Genomic DNA, 19,060 nt, shown 5'->3' with positions numbered 1-19,060 from the left:
CTTCCTTTCAGGTCGAACTCTCTGTTGCAGGTAAGTGACCCATTTTCCCCGCCTGATAATCGGCAATCGCCTGATGAATTTCCTCTCGTGTGTTCATCACGAAGGGGCCCTGTCCGACGACAGGTTCTCCAATCGGCTCGCCCGTCAGGACAAGAATGCGTGATGCAGTTTTCGAATCAAGTTGAATCTGACTTCCGGCGATTTCGAAGAGTGCCAGTTCGACTCCTTTCAACGATTCCCCGTTAGCAGCGATCTCTCCCTTCTGGACAATCAGAAGTGATGTATGCCCTTCAGGAATTGTTAGCTCGGTCGTGGTACCTTCATTCAATTGCAAATCCCAAACGTTGATCGGCGTAAATGTCGAAGCAGGCCCTTTTGCTTCCATGAGTTCGCCAGCGATTACACGGGCAATACCTGCGTTTCCTGGTAACGATGCGGTAGGAAATTGAGACGCCAGCAAGTCCTGATACTTGGGAGGCGTCTGTTTGGCTGCCGCCGGAAGGTTCACCCACAACTGGACCATCTCCAGCATGCCCCCTTCTTGGGCAAAGATACGGCTGTGGAATTCTTCATGAACAATCCCGGAAGCCGCTGTCATCCATTGCACGTCGCCAGGACCGATCGAACCATGGCTGCCGCTTGAATCACGATGCTCTAATTCTCCTTCATAGAGGATAGTCACCGTCTCGAAACCTCGATGCGGATGCTCTTCCACACCTCGTTTTGCTTCGTTGGGAGCAAATTCGTGTGGCCCGGCGTAATCGAGGAGCAGGAATGGATCGTACTGATTTCCCCCCGCATAGGAGAACAAACTCCGTACAGGAAATCCATCACCGACCCAATGCTGAGGTTGATCGCGAACGATGCGTTTAATCTGCTTTAGCATGAGTTTGTCCTCCTGGTTTTTCTTCGTTTAAAAAGTCGTCTGTTTCAACATCGTTATCGATTGTTGATTACTGGTACTTGTCCATCTGAGTCTCAGGCCCATCATTCACGACCGCCTGAGCCTTTGCGTAACTTTCCATCAGACATTTATAATTCGGTACGATGTGTTCGGAGATGATTTCGGCGAACTTAGATCCTTCGGGCCGATTCCATGTTCGCATCAATTCCGCCACCATGGCAAACGTGTCCATCGGAATGGCGCCCGCTTGGGTGATCCGAGCGATCGTTAAATCGGTGGCCATCTTGCTCCAGTTACCAGAGGCATCGACCACGGCGTATGCTTTGTAACCTGCTTCGATAGCACTGATCGCTGGAAACGCCAGACAGACACTTGTCAGCGTCCCTGCAATCACGAGCGTCTTGCGTCCCGTCTTTTCGATCGCCTCGACAAAGGGAGGGTTGTCCCACGCATTGATCTGACCGGTTCGCGGTATGAACTGTGCGTGTGGGGCGTACTGGTGTATTTCCGGAATCAACGGTCCGTTGGGACCATCCGGAACAGAAGCTGTCGTTAAGACGGGGATATTGAGCAACGCCGCTGTCTTGGCAAGCGCGATTGCGTAGTTTCGCAAGTCGGGAACAGGGAGATCCTTTACCGTATTGAACAGTCCGCTCTGATGATCAATCAGCAGCATGACAACATCTTCCGGGTCAATCATTCCATTTGTAGCAGCCATTTTGAGTCGCCTTTGAAATGGTAAGTGAATGTTTAAATGACAATGAAACTCTTTGAATTAGTGAACAACAACTTGCTCGAATTAAGACATTGAGTTTTACTTCTGAGCATGCCATTATACAAGTACGCACTTTTATGTTAGTAGTTACCTGTAGGATACTATGACCGGAAATAACACGAAGAAAACGCTCAGTTGCCCTGTTGAAACGACGTTGAAGATCATTGGCGGCCGATGGAAGGTTTTGATCGTCCACTTTTTATTTAAAGGCACCCAGAGGTTTGGAGAGTTAACTCGAGAACTTAACGGAGTGTCTGCCAAAGTCCTGTCTACGCAGCTTCGCGAACTCGAAGCAGATGGAATCATCCACCGCGAGGAATTTGATGAGACCCCTCCCAAAGTAGAATATTCTCTTACTCCTCTAGGGAGGTCGTTGGAGCAGGTTCTATCTTCTATGGATGCCTGGGGCAGAACAGTCGAAGGGCGACAGCCGAATGACAATCCAAGCTCCTCAATAGCCCCGCTACCAAACCATAATGGTGATCTCGACCACTTGAGTTGATTCGAGCCTGAAATTCGACCTTTTTACTGATTACAGACTCTCAAAAACCACTTTTCTCCGTTTCCAGACTTTGTTTTGACCACTAGGTCAACTAAGCGTATAATAAACGGACATCTGGAATAACTACTGTAATTGAGACGAATAAGATGCCTTGGGAAAAAAGTTTTGACGAATCGGACGTGCTCGATCAGGTGATGACTGTGTTCTGGGAGAAGGGCTACGCCGCCACTTCAATTTCAGATATCACAGAAGCCACCGGTCTGAAACGTGGTAGTCTTTATAATGCGTTTGATGGCAAGGATGATTTGTTCATGAGATCCTTGCTGAAGTACGACACGGAACGGCGTCGAAAAAAGCTCGATCAATTAGAGGAGCTTGATAATCCACGTGAAGCGATTTCGAAGTTTTTCGACTATCTAGTCAATGACTCAATAACCGACCCCGTCCAAAAAGGGTGTCTGCTGGTCAACACGTCGCTTGATTGTTCCCGGCATAGTGAAGAAGTACAGGCCGTCGTCAAAGAGGCCTTCAAGGATGTATCTTTGTTCTTTGAACGACAGATCAAGCGAGGTCAGGAGAGTGGAGATGTTCCCGAAAGCGTTTCCATTCAGTCCACCGCCAAAACGCTCGTCGCCCTGATTGTTGGGATCAGAGTATTAGGCCGCGGGACGTTTGGAAAAACCGCACTGCTGCAAATTGCTGAACAAGCAAAACAGTTGATCACGTGAACCTAATCGCTGTGGCGAACTTCGGATTCATTTTTTTAGAAAAGTATTGACCATCCGTTGCCGTCCTTTATGATTGAGTATGCTTGGCAACATGATGTCGTAGCCCAGAGACGATTGTAAGAAATCATCTATAAGAGGATCGGGGAGACTTGATCCTCTTTGTTTTTAACCAGTATTGACTGATCAGTCAAAACTAAGGAGCAGCAGAATGGTCGATTTTCAGATCCACACAATCGAATCCGGTGGTGAGAGTGCTTCGGTACTAGAAAAAAGCAAACAAGCCTATGGATACGTGCCAAACTTACACGCAGTCATGGCGGAATCGCCAGAGTTGCTGGAAGCTTACCGAACAGTCGCGGAAATCTTCGGCAAAACGAACCTGAGCGAAACTGAACGGCAGATCATTGCGATGACCAACAACCGACTGAACGGTTGCGAATACTGCATGGCAGCGCACACCTCAATCATGCAGGGAGCCAAAGTTCCCGAGGATGTCATTATGGCCTTGCGGGACGGAACATCGATTGCTGACCCCAAATTGGAAGCCCTGCGTGTCTATGCCGAGAAGGTAAATCTCAGTCGCGGTTGGCCCGAAGAGAGCGACGTTGAAGCGTTCCTGGAGGCCGGTTACACCAAACAGACGGTATTGGAAGTAATCCTCGGAACGGCTTACAAAGTATTATCCAATTACACCAATCATGTCGCTCAGACGCCGGTGGATAAACCCTTCGCGAAGAATGCCTGGAGCACTGACGAACAACCCGTACGTTGATCCCATATTGGAAAACAGACGATCATGTGATTTCTATGCCAGTCCAACTCATTATCTCGGTGATTCAAGGTCCCAAACCACGATAAGAAAGTTCGAAATGAATACAATAATCAAGGTACAGGCGTTTGCGATTCTGTTTCTGGGGATTTGCTTGAGTGCCGCTTTCGCTCAAGATAGAGTGCCCAGTGAAGACGGTCGTTCCCAACTCAAACCCGATGTCAAACAGGAGATAACTATGCCACGCCCTAAGGTCATCATTCTGGACGTGAATGAAACACTCCTTGATCTCGCTCCCTTAAAGACATCCGTTGGTAAAGCTTTGGGAGGGAAAGAAGAGTTATTGCCATTATGGTTCTCGACCATGCTGCATTACTCTCTGGTCGAAACGTTGAGCGACAACTATCACAGTTTCGGAGAAATTGGCACAGCCGCTCTGATGATGGTGGCAGAAAAGCAGGGCATTGAGCTTGATTATGAAGAGGCCAAAGAATCGATTGTGACCCCGCTTCGCTCGCTCCCTCCGCACCCGGACGTCGCTGCAGGGTTGAAAGCGCTTAAAGCTGAGGGATATTACATTGTCTCTTTGACCAACTCTTCCGCAATAGGGGTGGAAACGCAATTGAGAAATGCAAGGCTCACCGACCTGATTGAAAAACAATACACCATCGAGAGCATTAAAAAGTACAAACCGCACCCTGACACCTACAACATGGTTCTGAAAGATCTCAAAATCGAACCGGGTGATGTGTTGATGGTCGCTGCGCATGCTTGGGATTTGGCGGGAGCGAAGAACGTCGGCCTACAAACCGCATTCATCTCAAGGCCAGGAGCGACGCTTTATCCTAACGTCGACAGACCCGACTATGTGGTGAATGATTTCTCCGAATTGGTAAAAGTACTTAAGAGCACCAAACCGTAGTCGAGATGGTCAAGTATTTCCATTCGAAGGAAACAGATCGTGATTTATCCTAACCCGAGACGTCTCGATTCGTCCGGTTGCTGGCCTGTATCGACCCGCTTGGCGAGCGTTTTCTTCCAACTGGATGATAGCTCCTCCAAAGCCCCGAGTTGCGACGAACTTTTCCAGTCCGTTTTATTATCGTGCATTACTTGGTTGGCCGCAGCGATCGTCCATTGTTCATGGAGTCGTTCGACAAGTTGAATCGGCATCAAAGGCAGAACCCACCCTTCTTTCAATACTCGAAAGTACCAACCTGTATAGCCTGTTTTCTGAACTTGAAGTGCGAGATCTTTAATCTCCCACCGACGAGCAAGTTTCCAGCAAGGTTGTCGAGGTTGGGAAACTTGCAGAAGTGTTTCGCCCACAGACCAGATGTCACCGATGCAGACATCCTGCTCGGTTAACTGACTTACCGTAAAGTTTTCACCAAAGGCGCCCCAGTTCATTTCGGGAAGAGCGAGTTGCTCGTTCCAGTAGGAATAATGAACTGCGGAGTAAACGCAAACAGCCTTGTCAGGTCCACCATGATGGACAAGATCGGCTTGCTCATCCCCATCAAGATTGGTCGCCCCTAACCACGTTGGCTCCATCGTCGGCTCTTTGATGAAACCCGATGTCCATGGGTTGTCAACGTCCATCAATTGAGGCTTTCCGACCTGAATCGAGATCACCACAGCTGGCCGCTCATCTACTGGAGCCTGCTCATCGCATTTAACGCAGTTGAGTTGATGGCCCAACATTTTCTCGCGTCCCTCAGGCGATGTCACCCATTCGCGAATCATCCAAGGAGGATCATGGCGCACATGTTGATTGTGACCGCAACCAAGTTCGGCGACCCAATGCTTTTCTTCATCCTGATGGTAGCCAATGACAGGTTGCTGCATAGTTGCTCAACTACTTCTTATATAGAGGCTGTTTTCGATTCTAGATACTGCGGTATACAATTCAGTTTATTCCGCTGTTTCCTCAACGGCAATATTAGATTTCGCCGGGGTTGTCCTCTCAACGTGAGTACAATGGGAGTTCCCTTTCAGATCCTTTCTGATGATCCTACTATTTTTCCGCAGCGAAACATCTATACACACTATGCATCAATAGAATAACCACAATGCATTGGACACATAGGACAGATTCGCCCATAGTTGTACATGACGCCTGCAAGGTCTGAATCAGAAGCGTCGATCCTCAACCGTAACTCCAGGAGAAACCATGGCCACTTCTACCCGCCTCGTTCGCGTGATCATGGCCGGTGCCGTATTAAGCATCGGCGTTTTAGTATTCGCTCAAGCACGTTCTGACAAAGATAAACCTGAAGAAGGAATCCAGAAGGAACTGAACCAGGATTCAGCCGACGAAAAAAGTGACAACTTAAGCAAGTGCCCCGTGATGGGTGCGACAACCGCTGCGTCGGCCAGACATACCGCCGCTGGTTCAATGTCTAACGGGGACTGGTGGCCTAATCAGTTGAATCTTCACATTCTTCATCAGAATGCTCCCATTAGTAATCCCTTGGGCCCCGACTTCAATTACGCCGAAGAATTCCAGAAACTCGACCTGGTAGCTGTGAAGAAGGACATCGAGGAATTGATGACCACATCTCAGGATTGGTGGCCCGCCGACTACGGTCATTATGGCCCGTTGTTTATTCGCATGGCCTGGCATAGTGCGGGAACCTATCGAGTGACTGACGGTCGTGGTGGTGCCAGCGATGGAACTCAACGGTTTGCACCGTTGAACAGTTGGCCTGACAACGCCAACCTCGACAAAGCTCGCCGATTGTTGTGGCCGATCAAACAGAAATATGGCAACAGGATCTCTTGGGCAGATCTGATGGTTCTCACAGGTAATGTTGCTCTGGAGTCCATGGGATTTGAAACATTCGGGTTTGCTGGTGGTCGTGAAGACGTTTGGGTTCCGCAGGAAGATGTTTTCTGGGGACCGGAAAGCGAATGGTTGGGAGCCAAACGATACGAAGGCGACCGAGAGTTAGATAATCCTCTGGCCGCTGTTCAAATGGGTTTGATCTACGTTAATCCCGAAGGCCCCAATGCTGAACCTGATCCCATCGCCGCCGCCAAAGACATTCGGGACACTTTCGGTCGAATGGCAATGAACGACGAAGAAACGGTCGCACTGATCGCTGGCGGGCATACATTCGGAAAAGCTCACGGGGCCGCCGATCCCAGCGAGAATGTTGGTCCGGAACCCGAAGGGGCTGGTCTCGAAGAGCAGGGGCTCGGCTGGAAGAACAAATTCGGCAAAGGAAACGCAGAGGATACGATCACGAGTGGTCTCGAAGGTGCCTGGACATCAACTCCCGCAGCATGGTCACACAGTTACTTCAATAACTTGTTCGGATACGAATGGGAACTGACCAAAAGTCCTGCCGGTGCCCACCAATGGACACCCAAAGAGGAATCGGCTCAGGGAACCGTACCTGATGCACATGATCCTGATAAGTCTCACGCCCCCATAATGTTCACGACGGACCTCGCACTGAAGATGGATCCAGCTTATGCAAAAATCTCTAAACGTTTTCATGAACATCCAGAAGAGTTTGAACTCGCTTTCTCCAAAGCCTGGTACAAACTGACTCATCGTGACATGGGCCCCGTTGCTCGGTTGCTAGGGCCTGATATTCCCGAGGCACAACTCTGGCAGGATCCCATTCCCAAAGCCGATTATGAATTAATCGGCGACGAGGATATCGCAAACCTGAAAAGTAAGATCCTGGATTCGGGATTGACCGAATCCCAACTCGTAACAACAGCCTGGGCATCAGCTTCCACCTTCCGCGGATCAGACATGCGTGGGGGAGCTAACGGTGCACGAATTCGACTCGCCCCTCAGAAAGACTGGGCCGTCAATGAACCAGCCGAACTCACCAAAGTTCTGGAGACCTTGGAAAACATTCAGAAAGAGTTCAATGAAGCGCAGACTAACGGTAAGAAAGTTTCTGTTGCGGATCTCATCGTACTGGGAGGCTCCGTCGGTCTTGAAGAAGCAGCGAAGAAAGCAGGACACGAAATCGATGTCCCATTTTCTCCCGGACGGACCGATGCCACAGATGAGATGACTGACGCGGAAGCGTTCGCAGTCCTTGAACCAAAAGCAGATGGGTTCCGTAATTACCAGAGCAGAGACATCGATCGTCGAGCAGAAGAGTTGTTGATCGACCGAGCTCAGCAACTCAAGCTGACCGCTCCAGAGATGACTGTTCTGATTGGAGGTATGCGAGTACTCGATACGAATGTCGGCTTCCCCCAACTTGGCGTTCTAACCAATCAAACGGGGACGCTGACCAACGACTTCTTCGTCAACCTGCTGGACATGAATACGGAATGGGAGAAGTCGAAAATGTGCGATCACTTCTTCGAAGGACGTGACCGGGAAACAGGAGAAGTTAAGTGGACAGCCAGCTCCGTCGATCTGGTATTCGGTTCGAACTCGCAACTTCGAGCAATCTCAGAAGTCTACGCCAGTGAAGGCTCTCAACAGAGATTCGTCCACGACTTCGTGGCCGCCTGGACTAAGGTCATGAATTTGGATCGATTCGATCTCGATCCAAGTCTTCAGAGTCACTCTCCTTCGGTCGCAGTGAAGTAAACCAGATTGATTCTGGACTTAGAAGAGAAAATAAAAGCGGCTCGACTATATTATTGAAGTCGAGCCGTTATTTGATTCATCAGTTACCGATTTAACCCTCGTTAACCCCGAAACAAAGCATAGAGATTCAACTAGGATCAACAGCACGATAAGCTTTGATCACAGCCTGTTCGCCCTCGACTCCGGGTTGGGAATTTCCGTGTTCCATGCCGACGATGCCGGTGTAGCCTTTGTTGGCAATGTGTTGGAAGACGTTCTTGAAATTGATTTCTCCCGTACCCGGTTCGTTCCGGCCTGGGTTGTCTCCCGCCTGAAAGTAAGGAATCTCTGACCAACAGTGATCGATATTGGGAATCAAGTTACCTTCGGTGATCTGCTGATGATAAATATCAAACAGAATTTTGCAGGACGGGCGATTCACCGCCCGGCAGATGAGGTAGGCCTGTGGAGATTCATGAAGAAAGAGACCCGGGTGATTCGTAGGATGGTTCAACGGTTCCAGTACCATCGTCAGACCGTGAGGTTCGAGAATATCACAACACTGACGCAACAGTTCGATGCAGTTCGCCATTTGATAGTCATGCGGCAACCTTGAATGAACATAGCCCGGAACAACGGTAAGCCATTTCGCATTCACTCTCTTGGCGACATCGACGGTCTCGCGCATTCCCTGTAAAACTTCCTCGCGAGCCGCTTTATCGTCGCTGACAAAATTGATCTTATTCTTCAGATCAATCAATGCGACTAAAACGCCCATCTCCATATTCAACTGTTCCATCGTCGAGGCAATTCGCTTTTGATCTTCGACAGAGCGACGCTTCATTCCGTTATCTTCCCAGGCAGTGAATCCCTGGTCGGAGGAGAACTTCAATTGATCGACCAGGTCTTCCCCAGCGGAATGCTTGAACATGCCAAAGTGAGGAGCAAACTTCATCGAAAACGGTTTAGATGTCTCGGCAGCCTCTGCCTTCGAAATGTTTGACAGAGAAGAGACTGAAGCCATGGCACCAGCAGCCAGAGCAGTTTGGGCGAGAAAATCACGGCGTTGCATCAGGTTGGCTTTCTTCAAAAATTGTAGAATGAGTGAATATTCATCCTAAAGTACTCCCTCAGACAGAACAAGCGGGTGACCTTTTGGGCCAGATAGGGAATGAGAGATATTGAGAACAGGAGCTGTTTTCTCAATACACAAAAAAACACCCTGACACGTTTTCGCGTCAGAGTGAAATTGATCGATTACGATTAACTCATTTCATGGTTAATGCCTACCGACGAGTTCTTCTTCCAGCTTTTTTTCGTGCTGTTCCTCTGTGCCAGTGATTAGGCGAGCAGAGCGATTGAAGGTGAGATAGTGCCAACTCCATTGAACCAGAACAAGAAGTCGATTCTCGAATTGGACGATCTGCATAATGTGAACGAACAACCAGAGAATCCAGGCGAAAAATCCACTGAGTTTCCATCGACCTATCTGGGCAATTGCCGACGCTCGCCCAATAGTTGCCATCGAACCACGGTCCTTATAAGTGAACGGGGCCGGGACCGGTTTCTCATTCACACGGTTGCGAATTACATTGGCGACATAGTTTCCCTGCTGCATCGCGACAGGCGCTAGACCGGGAAGCGGTTTTCCGTCGCGGTTCAGTACCTGAGCCATGTCACCGACGACAAAGATTTCCGGATGACCGGGAATGGTCAAATCCTGCTGAACTTCCACTTTCCCTCCGCGTGTCAGAGGGACGGCTGTTTGGATGGAAAGCATTTCTCCCAGAGGAGACGCTTTTACACCGGCTGCCCAAATGACGGTATGGCAGTCAATTCGTTCCGGATCGGCTGAACCGTCGACGGGTTGAACTTCGACATAGTCGTGCTCCACATCGACTACTTTGGTGTTCGTTCTAACCTGGATATCTCTTTTTTCGAGCGACTTGCGGGCTTTGGCAATCAGGTCAGCGGGATACATCGAAAGGGGATCGGCGGCCGCCTCGACAATGATCAGCTTGGCATCCGCCGGATTGATCGTCCGAAATTCCTGTTTGAGCGTATGGTGAGCGATCTCGGCGATTGCACCTGCCATTTCGCAACCAGTGGGACCTGCCCCGACGACCACAAATGTCAGCCAAGCTTCCCGCTTAACCGGATCGGGCTCTTTCTCGGCCGCTTCAAAAGCATAGAGAATACGGTGACGAATGGAGGTCGCGTCTTCTATCGACTTCAAACCGGGAGCGAACTCTTCCCAATGATCCTGTCCGAAATACGACTGCTGAGATCCCGCCGCGACGATCAATGTATCGTAAGGAACTCTTCCTTCTGCGGTGATGACTTCACGACTTTCGACGTCGAAATCAACGACTTCATCCAGGATGATGCGGGTATTCTTCTGGCGTTCCAGAATCGAGCGGAGGGGGGCGGCAATGTTCGCCGGTGACAAAGCCCCGGTCGCCACCTGATACAGCAATGGCTGGAACAAGTGGAAATTGCGACGGTCAATCAGCGTAACGTCTACATAAACTTTCTTCAGGGATCGGGCGGCAAAAAGCCCCCCAAATCCTCCACCAACAACGACAACGCGGTGCGGGGTCTGCATTAATTTTACTTTCGAGGAACGATGGATATTGTTCTCAATAATTATTCGGTTTAGATCAGGTGCCGACCAGTGGTTCATACGGATCGGAAGACCAAATTTAACGGGAGACAGTTTTAACCGTGCAAGTCTCATTCCACCAAGCTGGCCAAAAAACAGGAGGAGGAGCAAAGCAATCTGGGACGAACACTGAGTAAACGTCATTTAACTTTAAGCGACGAGAGATTTGTAACGACGTAATCAAAGAAAGAAAAGGACAATCGCCTCTGCAGAAACAGCGTTAACGGAATCTTCTCGTCTGACTTAAACAAGTATGGATACGAGCGATCTGTTCCCCGGTAAAGGAGAGTAGAGGCCCCAATTAAACGAGGAATATATGACAGGCTTTTCCCTTAGAGACACTGATCGCCTCTTTGAGTTCAGCATATAACTGGGCAATCATGCAAGATTTTTCAGCTCTGTTTTTTATCAGCGATCTCTTTGATCAAGTCCGTCTGTAGCTGTTGAATCGTCAGAAGTCGCTCCCACTGATGAGTCAGCAAGAGATCCAGTTTAGCGTGTATATGCCGGACCTCCAGTTCGGTCTTCAGGTTAATCCGGTAGTCGTGTTCGGCCTGGAGACGGTCTTTATTTTCCTGTCGTTTCTGACTCATCATAATCACCGGGGCCTGTATTGCAGCCAGACAGGAGAGGGCGAGGTTCAACAGAATAAAGGGATAAGGATCAAATGGGTTGGCAATAATCCAAGCGGAATTCACAGCGATCCAACAGACCAATAACACTCCGAAGGTGAGGATAAAGCTCCAACTTCCACCGACTTCCGCAATATGATCTGAAACCTGTTCACCCAGAGTCCGCTTGCCGGCAAATTCATTATTCAGATTCTGGCTTAAGTCTTCCTGCTCTCGCAGACTGGTGACGACTTCCTTTTCCAAGTCGTTAAGCTCCCCTTTCTCGGCTTCCAGAGCATGCTGCATGTAGCGACTTCGGTATTCGTTCAGATCCCTCAGGCAAATATAGCCTTCCTGATTCACCCCCGAATGGTCCAGTTCCATTTCCTCAAGAACAACTGGCCGCACCAAGCCCAGTGGCATAGTGTGATTCAAGGGGAACGAGTGATGGCACACCTGACATTCGACATGTTTTCCAGCATGATGATTCGACATCACTTCCCTTTCCAGAGTATTTCTGGGTTATCATGTTCCCACCGCAGAAGAAGCCAATCCGGGTTCGGAAATTTCCAAACTCATTTGAACTACGCATCATTTCCGCAATAATTGCTGCAATTTCTTGCCGATTCCCAGACTCATTTGTGCAAGATTTGAGTTTGAGGCATGACCGAGGGCATTTCAGAAGGTTATTCTTCAGATATTAGAAATTGACAAGTTCCATGATCATGTAATGGAATCTCGCCGAATTTTATTGAGTGATAACATGGGCATCTCCCTGAAATATCGAACGAAGTGAAAAGAAATTTTCATGAATCTCTACGAAAAATGACGAATACCGGATGAGTCAGCGAGAAGCCGGGAACTTCTAAATACACCTGTATTCGTAGGCAACTCCCGAGGAGTGCAGGGGATTTTCACTCTCCACTGGCCTTTCTGGGACAGTATCAGAGTCAAAAAACTAAATATGTTGCGTTGACATAAATCGATGAATGGTTATGTTATCACAACAATTATGAGAAAAACTATGAGCAAATTAATTCCCTGAGATGAACCGGATTGCATTCGAAAGCAAATTTCCGAGTCAATTCGCCCCGCAAATAACTTCCTACCCCATACGACCTGTTTGAGTTATCAACAGCCGCATCGCTCCTGAGATCAGGAAATGCCTGTTGAGCCAAATACTCCAGGTCTAGCTCATGCGCTTGAGCTTTCCGGTAATTGAACCGGAATTTTAGATCAGCTTCAGCTGTGAAAATGGCTCCTGCTTCCACGTTGGTGATGTTGTTTCGTTCGAAACAGATCGAAATGTGAATATCTTGCGCGCCTGATGCGGAGAACTGGAAGAAGATTTGGCTGCCCCGACGGCAGGAGAGGGTCCGGCAAATCGATTTCACATAAATAGCAGGTCCCTTTGTACCAGTTCATTTTCTGTGCCACTGATTTTATTCATCCAATTGTTATTCATTGAGTCAACCGGTGCTGATTTGGCCCGGCAAAGGATACCTTCAACTGCGCGGAATTTTCGCAGAGGGGAAGGGCCTCCGGCTCATGCAAACGAACATCGTCCGTATACGATTCCACAAATCAATCCTCGTACGTTAAAGGCTTTTCTTTCCGCATGATTGACTTACTGATCAAGCGACAATCCAATTTCAAAAACGAATTCCTTTCCGGATTAACCGTCGCCCTCGCACTTGTCCCTGAAGCAGTTGCTTTTGCTTTCGTAGCAGGAGTTGACCCGCTCGTCGGTTTATGGGCTGCGTTCATCATGGGGTTTGTTACCTCCATTCTGGGTGGACGCCCGGGGATGATCTCCGGTGCAACCGGTGCCATGGCCGTTGTGATGACTGCCTTTATCATTCTGCACGGAATCGAGTACATGTTTGCCGCCGTGATTCTATGCGGCATCATTCAGATACTATGTGGAGTGTTCAAGCTCGGAAAGCTGGTACGCATATTACCTCATCCGGTGACATTAGGGTTCGTCAACGGGCTTGCGATCGTGATCGGGCTCGCGCAGTTTGGACAGTTCAAAGAAAACTACCGTCTGTTATACGACAAGATGACTGGTAATTTTCAGATTACGGGTGACTGGATGTCCGGAGGCGCGTTGCTGACGACTCTGTGCCTCATTGGTGGTACGATGCTCATCATTCATTATCTGCCACGATTCACAAAAGCAGTTCCTGGGACACTCGTGGCCATCGTCGCGATGACATTACTCGTCAACTTCAGCCCGATTGAGTCTGTCACTGTTCAGGACTTCGTTGAAAGTCAGAATGAGATGGCGGCAGAGAAAACATTTAAATCCAAGTTGTTCAACGAACAAAAAGAGGATCTGAAACTCTCCGAGATTGACGCCGCCGGAACGGCACTAGCCGCTGCGGACGTCGAAGTTCCCGAAGAAGAATCGACGCGAATTGCGGGAGCCTTCCAGATCCCTTCTATTGATTGGACACCTCAAAGCTTCATGATCATTCTCGGCCTGGCGCTCACTTTGTCCGCCGTCGGATTGATCGAATCGCTCATGACCCTGACCTTGATTGACGAACTGACTCAGACCCGAGGCAGCAGTAACCGGGAGTGTATTGGGCAGGGAGCGGCTAATATTATCTGTGGGTTATTCGGTGGGATGGGTGGTTGTGCCATGATTGGCCAGTCCATGATTAACATTCGATCTGGTGGACGTGGGAGACTATCCGGTATTTGCGCCGCCAGCTTCCTTCTCTGTTTCATTATTTTTCCGCCACTATGGAATTGCATCGGGCTGATCCCAGTTGCTTCGCTCGTGGGTGTGATGTTTATCGTCGTGATCGCTACTTTCGAATGGACCACCTTAAGACTCTGGAACAAAATTCCGGGAAGTGACTTCCTCGTGATCATTCTGGTCTCTGCGATGACGGTTATCTTCGACCTTGCTATCGCCGTGGTAGCCGGTGTTGCAGTTTCCTCACTGGTATTTGCCTGGAAGAAATCGACCCGATTAAATGTCGATATCATCGACGATGGTGATACTCGAACCTACGTCCTGAAAGGATCGTTCTTCTTTGGAGCTGTTTCCAGTTTCAAAGAGTTCTTCGATCCGATTAACGACCCTGAACATGTCGTCATTGAATTTCAGGACTGTACGGTCTACGACCACTCCGCTCTGGAAGCAATTAACGCAGTGGCTCAACTGTATCGTCAACAGGGAAAACAATTGACAATCATGCACCTCAAAGAAGATTGTGCCCGTCTGGTCCGCAAAGCGGATGACGTACTGGAATTGAATGTCTCCTGAATGGAGTTCATGCGACAGGACCTTCCTGATCTACAGAATGGGAAATAAAACAACCGGCCTTTCCATACCTGGGAAGGACCGGTTTTTTTGAGCGATGACGTTTCAGCCTAAAAGGATATCTCGGACAATAGGGGCCTATTCTCTGTGTTACATCCTCGAGCTAGCCTGTCATTCTTTGACTTCGGTAGATTCGGCTTTCGCTTCAATACTCTTTTTCAATTCACGAATACGGATGTTCCGCAAAGCAGCTGAAGTCTGCCATGTTGCGATTCCGAAAGGTCTGGATAGCAAAACCTCACCGCGAACAGTTAGTGTCCGCCCTTTGATGTTTGCGTTTACAATTCGCTCGTCATCAATCCACGCCTGAATTTGCTCCGGTTCAACCCGGAGCCGAATTTTGTACCATTTATCATCTTCAAAAGATTGCCAGGTTGCGGTTTCATTTTCGGCGGCGTCATTTCCATTAAGACTGGAAAGCCCACAGAGACCGCCCCCCCATCCACCGACAATCAGAGAGCAGGAAGATTTCTCAACGGGAAAGGTTAACCCACAGAAGAAATCGTTCCCGTCGATCCGCTTGGCCTCCAATTCGACTTCGTAGTTTTGAGTGGGAGTTTTTCCAGTGTAGTTCACTCCACTCAGGTCGACTCCGAAACCAATGACCATGTTTCCCTCTTCAACGGTGACATCTCCTTCGCCACCAAACTTGGTCGTTTTCCAGTCCTTCAGCGACTTTCCGTCAAACAGAAGTTTCCATTCCTGATCTTCATTTTTTGAATCGGTCTCAGCTTGAGTCTCTGTTGCCGTCTCTTTGTCCTCCGCAAATAGTGTCCCGGAGAAACTCAGTAAGAGAGCAGTCACGGCAAATGAGAAGAAAGTGAGACATCGGAAGCGGGAAAGATCAGCAGACAATTTTCATTCTCCGGACAATCAGGGGGGGGGTGAGAAATTGAGGGAATACATAGAAAAACCACAAGGCGAAATCAATTCGATCCATCCAAACGGAACTGGTAACGAAGAGTCACCTACCGGTACTAACGATTATACCGGATAAGGGTCGAAATGGGAGTATGTATACTTATTTCACCAATTGAAATGTTTCACCTGTACTTATCTTCTGAGCTACGTTTCATTAAGTCATCGAAGACCACAGCAGTAATTGTAGCAACCTGCTTGGTTAAGTTCGTTCAATAGCGAGTTCACTCGCTCACAGGAATTTCCGCCTGAGAATGTTACTTTTCGATGACCGCGGCTGGCTCGTCATTGATTTTCTTCTGAACTTACTAGCTATGAAATCGTCGCAACATGGAATCCCTTCCCACACTACACCTGCTGACGACCTCCATCATTATGAATGGTCTGGTTGTTTCGCTTTCGGTCGTTTGTCTGTTGCACTATATCCTCACGATCCATCGGCGTAAGCAAGCTGAAGAGGAACTTAAACAAACATTAAAACAGGTCGAATACGTTCAATTCGAACTGGATGGTTTAAAGCTGAGTCACAATCTTTCCCGGCTCGAAAACCGACTCTTACGTGACATTCTCGGTACGCCCGATATCCGAATTTATATCGATACTTTATTCGAACGACTGTTGCCGAATACCCAAGAGGGTCTGTGTGCCCTGTACTCGATCGAAAATGAAAAACAGACGGTCTTAAATTACCGGGGAGAGCGGAGTAGCTTTGCAACGAAAGGAATTCCACGCGATCTTCTCGAACAGATGCGTGGAGAGCACACGCTGAAGCTGGAACAGAAAGATTTGGAGCAGAGCGGACTGTTGAAATTCGTCAACAGGGAGACACGACCTTTCCTCGATAAGGTCTTTATCTTTACGACTCCCGAAATCGATGGCATCCGCTACCTCTTTATTACTTCGGCACTCTATCCCAGTAACGTCAACCTTAACGAACAACTTGAATTCACCCGCCGACTGGTACGTGGAATCGATATTCGTCTTCGTCAACAGGGACAACTGCAAGAGCAACTGGAACAACTGCAACTGACCCAGGTTAAACTGGAAATGCAGAATCTGATTGGCAGCAACTTGCAAGGATTCCTGCAAAAGCTGGTCGAACTGACTGAGACCGACCGTTGTATGTTGTATCTCGTCGAAAACGAAAAACAGGAGCTGAGAAAAGCCCCGTTGATAAAACTTGAACACGGACCGGGAAACAATCCCAATCTGGAATTCAAACGATCTAAAGACGAGTATTACCTGGCGACTTTGGTAAAAATGTCAAACAAAGACTTTATCAATCTCAATAAAGCCTCGCTGGAAAAAGTCAAGATCACAGAGACGATCAACCAGGCAATCTTGCTTTCACTGCGAAGCCAGGATGGCAATCTGTTGGCAGTCGCCTGCTTGACCCGTTCATCCTGCTTGCCCTACAGCCCCCGGCACGTTGAATTCGTACAGTGGGCTTCTCCCTTGATAGCGGATTGCGTTTCCAAAACATTGAGCGAAGCGATTGTCCGCCGCAAAGCAACATTGGACGGGCTTACCAAAATCGCGAATCGTCGCACTTTTGATGAACGCATTACTCAGGAACTGTTCGTCGCAAAATCTCAACAGACGACTTGTTCTCTGGTCCTTATCGACCTCGATCACTTTAAAAACATCAACGATCGGCATGGGCACCAAGTTGGGGACACCGTCTTGAAAGAGACGGCCGATATCCTGAAACGAATCACGAACCAGACACGTACCAACGATTCCGTTCTTGTTGCTCGCTACGGTGGAGAAGAGATGGCAATCCTGTTGCCCGGCGTCTCTGCAGCGGGAGCACTTCGCATCACGGAATCGATTCGTAAGGCGAGAGAAACGACTCCTGGATTATCAGAACATGGTGAATTCCTGATCACAATGAGTTCCGGAATCTCGAGCTTCCCCGAAAATGCCTCGGACGTCGAAGGGATGATTAAAGCCGCCGACGAAGCTTTGTACAAAGCGAAACATGCAGGTCGAAACCAGACCTTGGTTTCAACCACCTCTGAAAAGGACCGCGCGATAGAGGGACCGAAGGGCCTCACATCCCAAGTGAAACCGAAACTTCGACAATCGGAAAAAGCTTCTCCGGCAATGTATCAGAACTAAGCCTTCTGATTCGCGAATTGTGCTCTTCGAATCAACCGTTCTGCTTTTCCCGCATGGCCCGTATTGCTTCGCGAGCAATGAACAATTCCGATCCTGCCAGGCCGATAGAACAACAGTAGCTTCGCTGCTGCTGCAGCGAACTCCAATAACCCCTGGGATTGCTGGTACGATTCGCTGTTTGCAATAGCTGCGAGAATTCCTGCAACCGGTTAGCTTCTGCAGTTCCGTTTAACAGGAAGCTGTCATAGCTCTTCGTCTGCTGGAGCGAGTCCGTAACCGTGGTTGCACAGCTGCTGATGAATTCCAAGGGGATTTCATGAGCTTCTTTGAATTTCGGACCCACGTTATGGACATGAACATGCTCTGTAAGCCAGTTCGGTTCCAGAATGGGCTCCTCACTCTTAGTGGCCGTCACTACTAAATCGGCCCCGTGAACCGCTGACTGAATGGAGCTGGCCAGATTGATTTTGGCGATTTTAGTACCTTGCTTTGCGAGAAATTCTTGCATTTCCGAAAGAAAATTCTCTGCTCTAGTCCGAGTTCGCCCATAGATCTCGACTTTCGTCAATGGAAGAGCCGCTGCCGCCGCGAGCAACTGTGTCCGCGCCTGGTAACCAGTTCCGATGATCGCCATTTTCCCTGACTGAATCGAAGTGAGGTACTTTTGGATGACACCGCCGATTGCTCCCGTCCGCCATGCTCCCAGGAAGGGACCAACGCAAAGGCCTTCCAATTGGCCGTTTTTCGAGGAAAACAGAGGAGTAATTTCTGATCGCAGAGGCGAAGAGACCTGTTTCAAATCGTAAACTCGGAAACCGAGTTGGCCTTGTTCATCCAAGATTGCCCCACATGTGAACATTAAATCACCCGACTGCATTTCAGATCGTAACCGAGGTGGTGCCAACAGTTTACTTTGCGCATGGTACCCAAAGGCCTGTTCCATCAAGTCCAAGGCGACCGTCATTGGGACCAGTTCGGGTAGTGTCGAATCGTCTATAACGGGAACAGGGGACGGGTATGACATTCAGTTCGGGTCCGGAATTTAAGCAAATAGTTGATTAGACAGCAGTTGTCGGCCACCACTATACTGTAAATAATCCCCTACAATAGCAATCCACCAAATACTGCGAACTGAGGATATTCCTACGAGAGACTTTCCCTCGTCGCAGCCCACCTTATCACCT

The 19,060-nt window shown here is 48.9% G+C and carries 15 protein-coding genes; 7 read left to right on the top strand and 8 right to left on the bottom strand.

What is annotated here, in order from left to right; genetic code table 11:
• Positions 1–7: 7 nt before the first annotated feature.
• Positions 8–886 (bottom strand): pirin family protein, encoded by an 879-nt coding sequence (locus Pla110_RS09555; RefSeq protein ID WP_144995506.1) that lies wholly within the window; start codon positions 884–886, stop codon positions 8–10.
• Positions 887–953: 67 nt separating this feature from the next.
• On the bottom strand, positions 954–1,622 hold the full coding sequence (locus Pla110_RS09550; RefSeq protein ID WP_144995504.1) for a hydrolase: 669 nt from the start codon (positions 1,620–1,622) through the stop codon (positions 954–956).
• A 160-nt stretch (positions 1,623–1,782) separates the two neighbouring features.
• Here Pla110_RS09550 and Pla110_RS09545 point away from each other — a divergent pair, with 160 nt between their 5' ends.
• From Pla110_RS09545 to Pla110_RS09530, 4 genes are all read left to right on the top strand, one after another.
• Entirely contained in the window at positions 1,783–2,181 is a 399-nt protein-coding gene (locus Pla110_RS09545; protein ID WP_144995502.1) for a winged helix-turn-helix transcriptional regulator, read from the top strand.
• 146 nt (positions 2,182–2,327) lie between these two features.
• Entirely contained in the window at positions 2,328–2,909 is a 582-nt protein-coding gene (locus Pla110_RS09540) for a TetR/AcrR family transcriptional regulator (RefSeq protein WP_144995500.1), read from the top strand.
• 208 nt (positions 2,910–3,117) lie between these two features.
• Positions 3,118–3,681: a carboxymuconolactone decarboxylase family protein gene (locus tag Pla110_RS09535; protein ID WP_144995498.1), complete on the top strand. Its 564-nt coding sequence runs from the start codon at positions 3,118–3,120 to the stop codon at positions 3,679–3,681.
• Positions 3,682–3,778: 97 nt separating this feature from the next.
• The gene (locus Pla110_RS09530) at positions 3,779–4,600 is read left to right on the top strand and encodes a haloacid dehalogenase type II (RefSeq protein ID WP_144995496.1); all 822 of its coding nucleotides are present in this window, start codon (positions 3,779–3,781) and stop codon (positions 4,598–4,600) included.
• Positions 4,601–4,644: 44 nt separating this feature from the next.
• Here the strand turns inward: Pla110_RS09530 and Pla110_RS09525 are convergent, their stop codons facing one another.
• A complete protein-coding gene (locus Pla110_RS09525; protein ID WP_144995494.1) occupies positions 4,645–5,526 on the bottom strand; it encodes a DUF3565 domain-containing protein in 882 nt (293 codons plus the stop codon).
• Positions 5,527–5,851: 325 nt separating this feature from the next.
• Between Pla110_RS09525 and katG the strand changes: the two genes are divergently transcribed.
• Complete coding sequence (gene katG, locus Pla110_RS09520; RefSeq protein ID WP_144995492.1) at positions 5,852–8,248, top strand: catalase/peroxidase HPI; 2,397 nt, start codon at positions 5,852–5,854, stop codon at positions 8,246–8,248.
• A gap of 127 nt (positions 8,249–8,375) precedes the next feature.
• Here the strand turns inward: katG and Pla110_RS09515 are convergent, their stop codons facing one another.
• The 3 genes from Pla110_RS09515 to Pla110_RS09505 form a co-directional block, all read right to left on the bottom strand.
• On the bottom strand, positions 8,376–9,299 hold the full coding sequence (locus Pla110_RS09515) for a TIM barrel protein (protein ID WP_144995490.1): 924 nt from the start codon (positions 9,297–9,299) through the stop codon (positions 8,376–8,378).
• 207 nt (positions 9,300–9,506) lie between these two features.
• Positions 9,507–10,832, bottom strand: a complete 1,326-nt coding sequence (locus Pla110_RS09510) for an NAD(P)/FAD-dependent oxidoreductase (RefSeq protein WP_144995488.1) — start codon at positions 10,830–10,832, stop codon at positions 9,507–9,509.
• Positions 10,833–11,281: 449 nt separating this feature from the next.
• Positions 11,282–11,995, bottom strand: a complete 714-nt coding sequence (locus tag Pla110_RS09505; protein WP_144995486.1) for a DUF1003 domain-containing protein — start codon at positions 11,993–11,995, stop codon at positions 11,282–11,284.
• A 1,123-nt stretch (positions 11,996–13,118) separates the two neighbouring features.
• Here Pla110_RS09505 and Pla110_RS09500 point away from each other — a divergent pair.
• Entirely contained in the window at positions 13,119–14,780 is a 1,662-nt protein-coding gene (locus tag Pla110_RS09500) for a SulP family inorganic anion transporter (RefSeq protein ID WP_144995484.1), read from the top strand.
• Positions 14,781–14,948: 168 nt separating this feature from the next.
• Here Pla110_RS09500 and Pla110_RS09495 read toward each other — a convergent pair whose 3' ends face one another.
• Positions 14,949–15,692 carry a 3-keto-disaccharide hydrolase gene (locus Pla110_RS09495; RefSeq protein ID WP_144995482.1) on the bottom strand — a complete coding sequence of 248 codons (744 nt, stop codon included), beginning with the start codon at positions 15,690–15,692 and terminating at the stop codon, positions 14,949–14,951.
• Positions 15,693–16,085: 393 nt separating this feature from the next.
• Between Pla110_RS09495 and Pla110_RS09490 the strand changes: the two genes are divergently transcribed.
• Positions 16,086–17,876, top strand: coding sequence for a sensor domain-containing diguanylate cyclase (locus Pla110_RS09490; protein WP_144995480.1), 1,791 nt, complete (start codon positions 16,086–16,088; stop codon positions 17,874–17,876).
• 31 nt (positions 17,877–17,907) lie between these two features.
• Here Pla110_RS09490 and Pla110_RS09485 read toward each other — a convergent pair whose 3' ends face one another.
• Entirely contained in the window at positions 17,908–18,900 is a 993-nt protein-coding gene (locus Pla110_RS09485) for an ornithine cyclodeaminase family protein (RefSeq protein ID WP_144995478.1), read from the bottom strand.
• Positions 18,901–19,060 lie beyond the last annotated feature (160 nt).

The organism is Polystyrenella longa (assembly GCF_007750395.1).
In the GTDB taxonomy this organism is placed as follows: Bacteria; Planctomycetota; Planctomycetia; order Planctomycetales; family Planctomycetaceae; genus Polystyrenella; species Polystyrenella longa.
This window is presented reverse-complemented; position numbering and strand designations above follow the sequence as displayed.

What these genes read in the sequence shown, in the direction of transcription:
- Pla110_RS09515 (WP_144995490.1), bottom strand. Translation starts at nt 9,299, where the DNA reads ATGCAACGCCGTGATTTTCTCGCCCAAACTGCTCTGGCTGCTGGTGCC.
- Pla110_RS09555 (WP_144995506.1), bottom strand. Translation starts at nt 886, where the DNA reads ATGCTAAAGCAGATTAAACGCATCGTTCGCGATCAACCTCAGCATTGG.
- Pla110_RS09500 (WP_144995484.1), top strand. Translation starts at nt 13,119, where the DNA reads ATGATTGACTTACTGATCAAGCGACAATCCAATTTCAAAAACGAATTC.
- Pla110_RS09485 (WP_144995478.1), bottom strand. Translation starts at nt 18,900, where the DNA reads ATGTCATACCCGTCCCCTGTTCCCGTTATAGACGATTCGACACTACCC.
- katG (WP_144995492.1), top strand. Translation starts at nt 5,852, where the DNA reads ATGGCCACTTCTACCCGCCTCGTTCGCGTGATCATGGCCGGTGCCGTA.
- Pla110_RS09505 (WP_144995486.1), bottom strand. Translation starts at nt 11,995, where the DNA reads ATGTCGAATCATCATGCTGGAAAACATGTCGAATGTCAGGTGTGCCAT.
- Pla110_RS09545 (WP_144995502.1), top strand. Translation starts at nt 1,783, where the DNA reads ATGACCGGAAATAACACGAAGAAAACGCTCAGTTGCCCTGTTGAAACG.
- Pla110_RS09535 (WP_144995498.1), top strand. Translation starts at nt 3,118, where the DNA reads ATGGTCGATTTTCAGATCCACACAATCGAATCCGGTGGTGAGAGTGCT.
- Pla110_RS09530 (WP_144995496.1), top strand. Translation starts at nt 3,779, where the DNA reads ATGAATACAATAATCAAGGTACAGGCGTTTGCGATTCTGTTTCTGGGG.
- Pla110_RS09525 (WP_144995494.1), bottom strand. Translation starts at nt 5,526, where the DNA reads ATGCAGCAACCTGTCATTGGCTACCATCAGGATGAAGAAAAGCATTGG.
- Pla110_RS09540 (WP_144995500.1), top strand. Translation starts at nt 2,328, where the DNA reads ATGCCTTGGGAAAAAAGTTTTGACGAATCGGACGTGCTCGATCAGGTG.
- Pla110_RS09550 (WP_144995504.1), bottom strand. Translation starts at nt 1,622, where the DNA reads ATGGCTGCTACAAATGGAATGATTGACCCGGAAGATGTTGTCATGCTG.
- Pla110_RS09490 (WP_144995480.1), top strand. Translation starts at nt 16,086, where the DNA reads ATGGAATCCCTTCCCACACTACACCTGCTGACGACCTCCATCATTATG.
- Pla110_RS09510 (WP_144995488.1), bottom strand. Translation starts at nt 10,832, where the DNA reads ATGCAGACCCCGCACCGCGTTGTCGTTGTTGGTGGAGGATTTGGGGGG.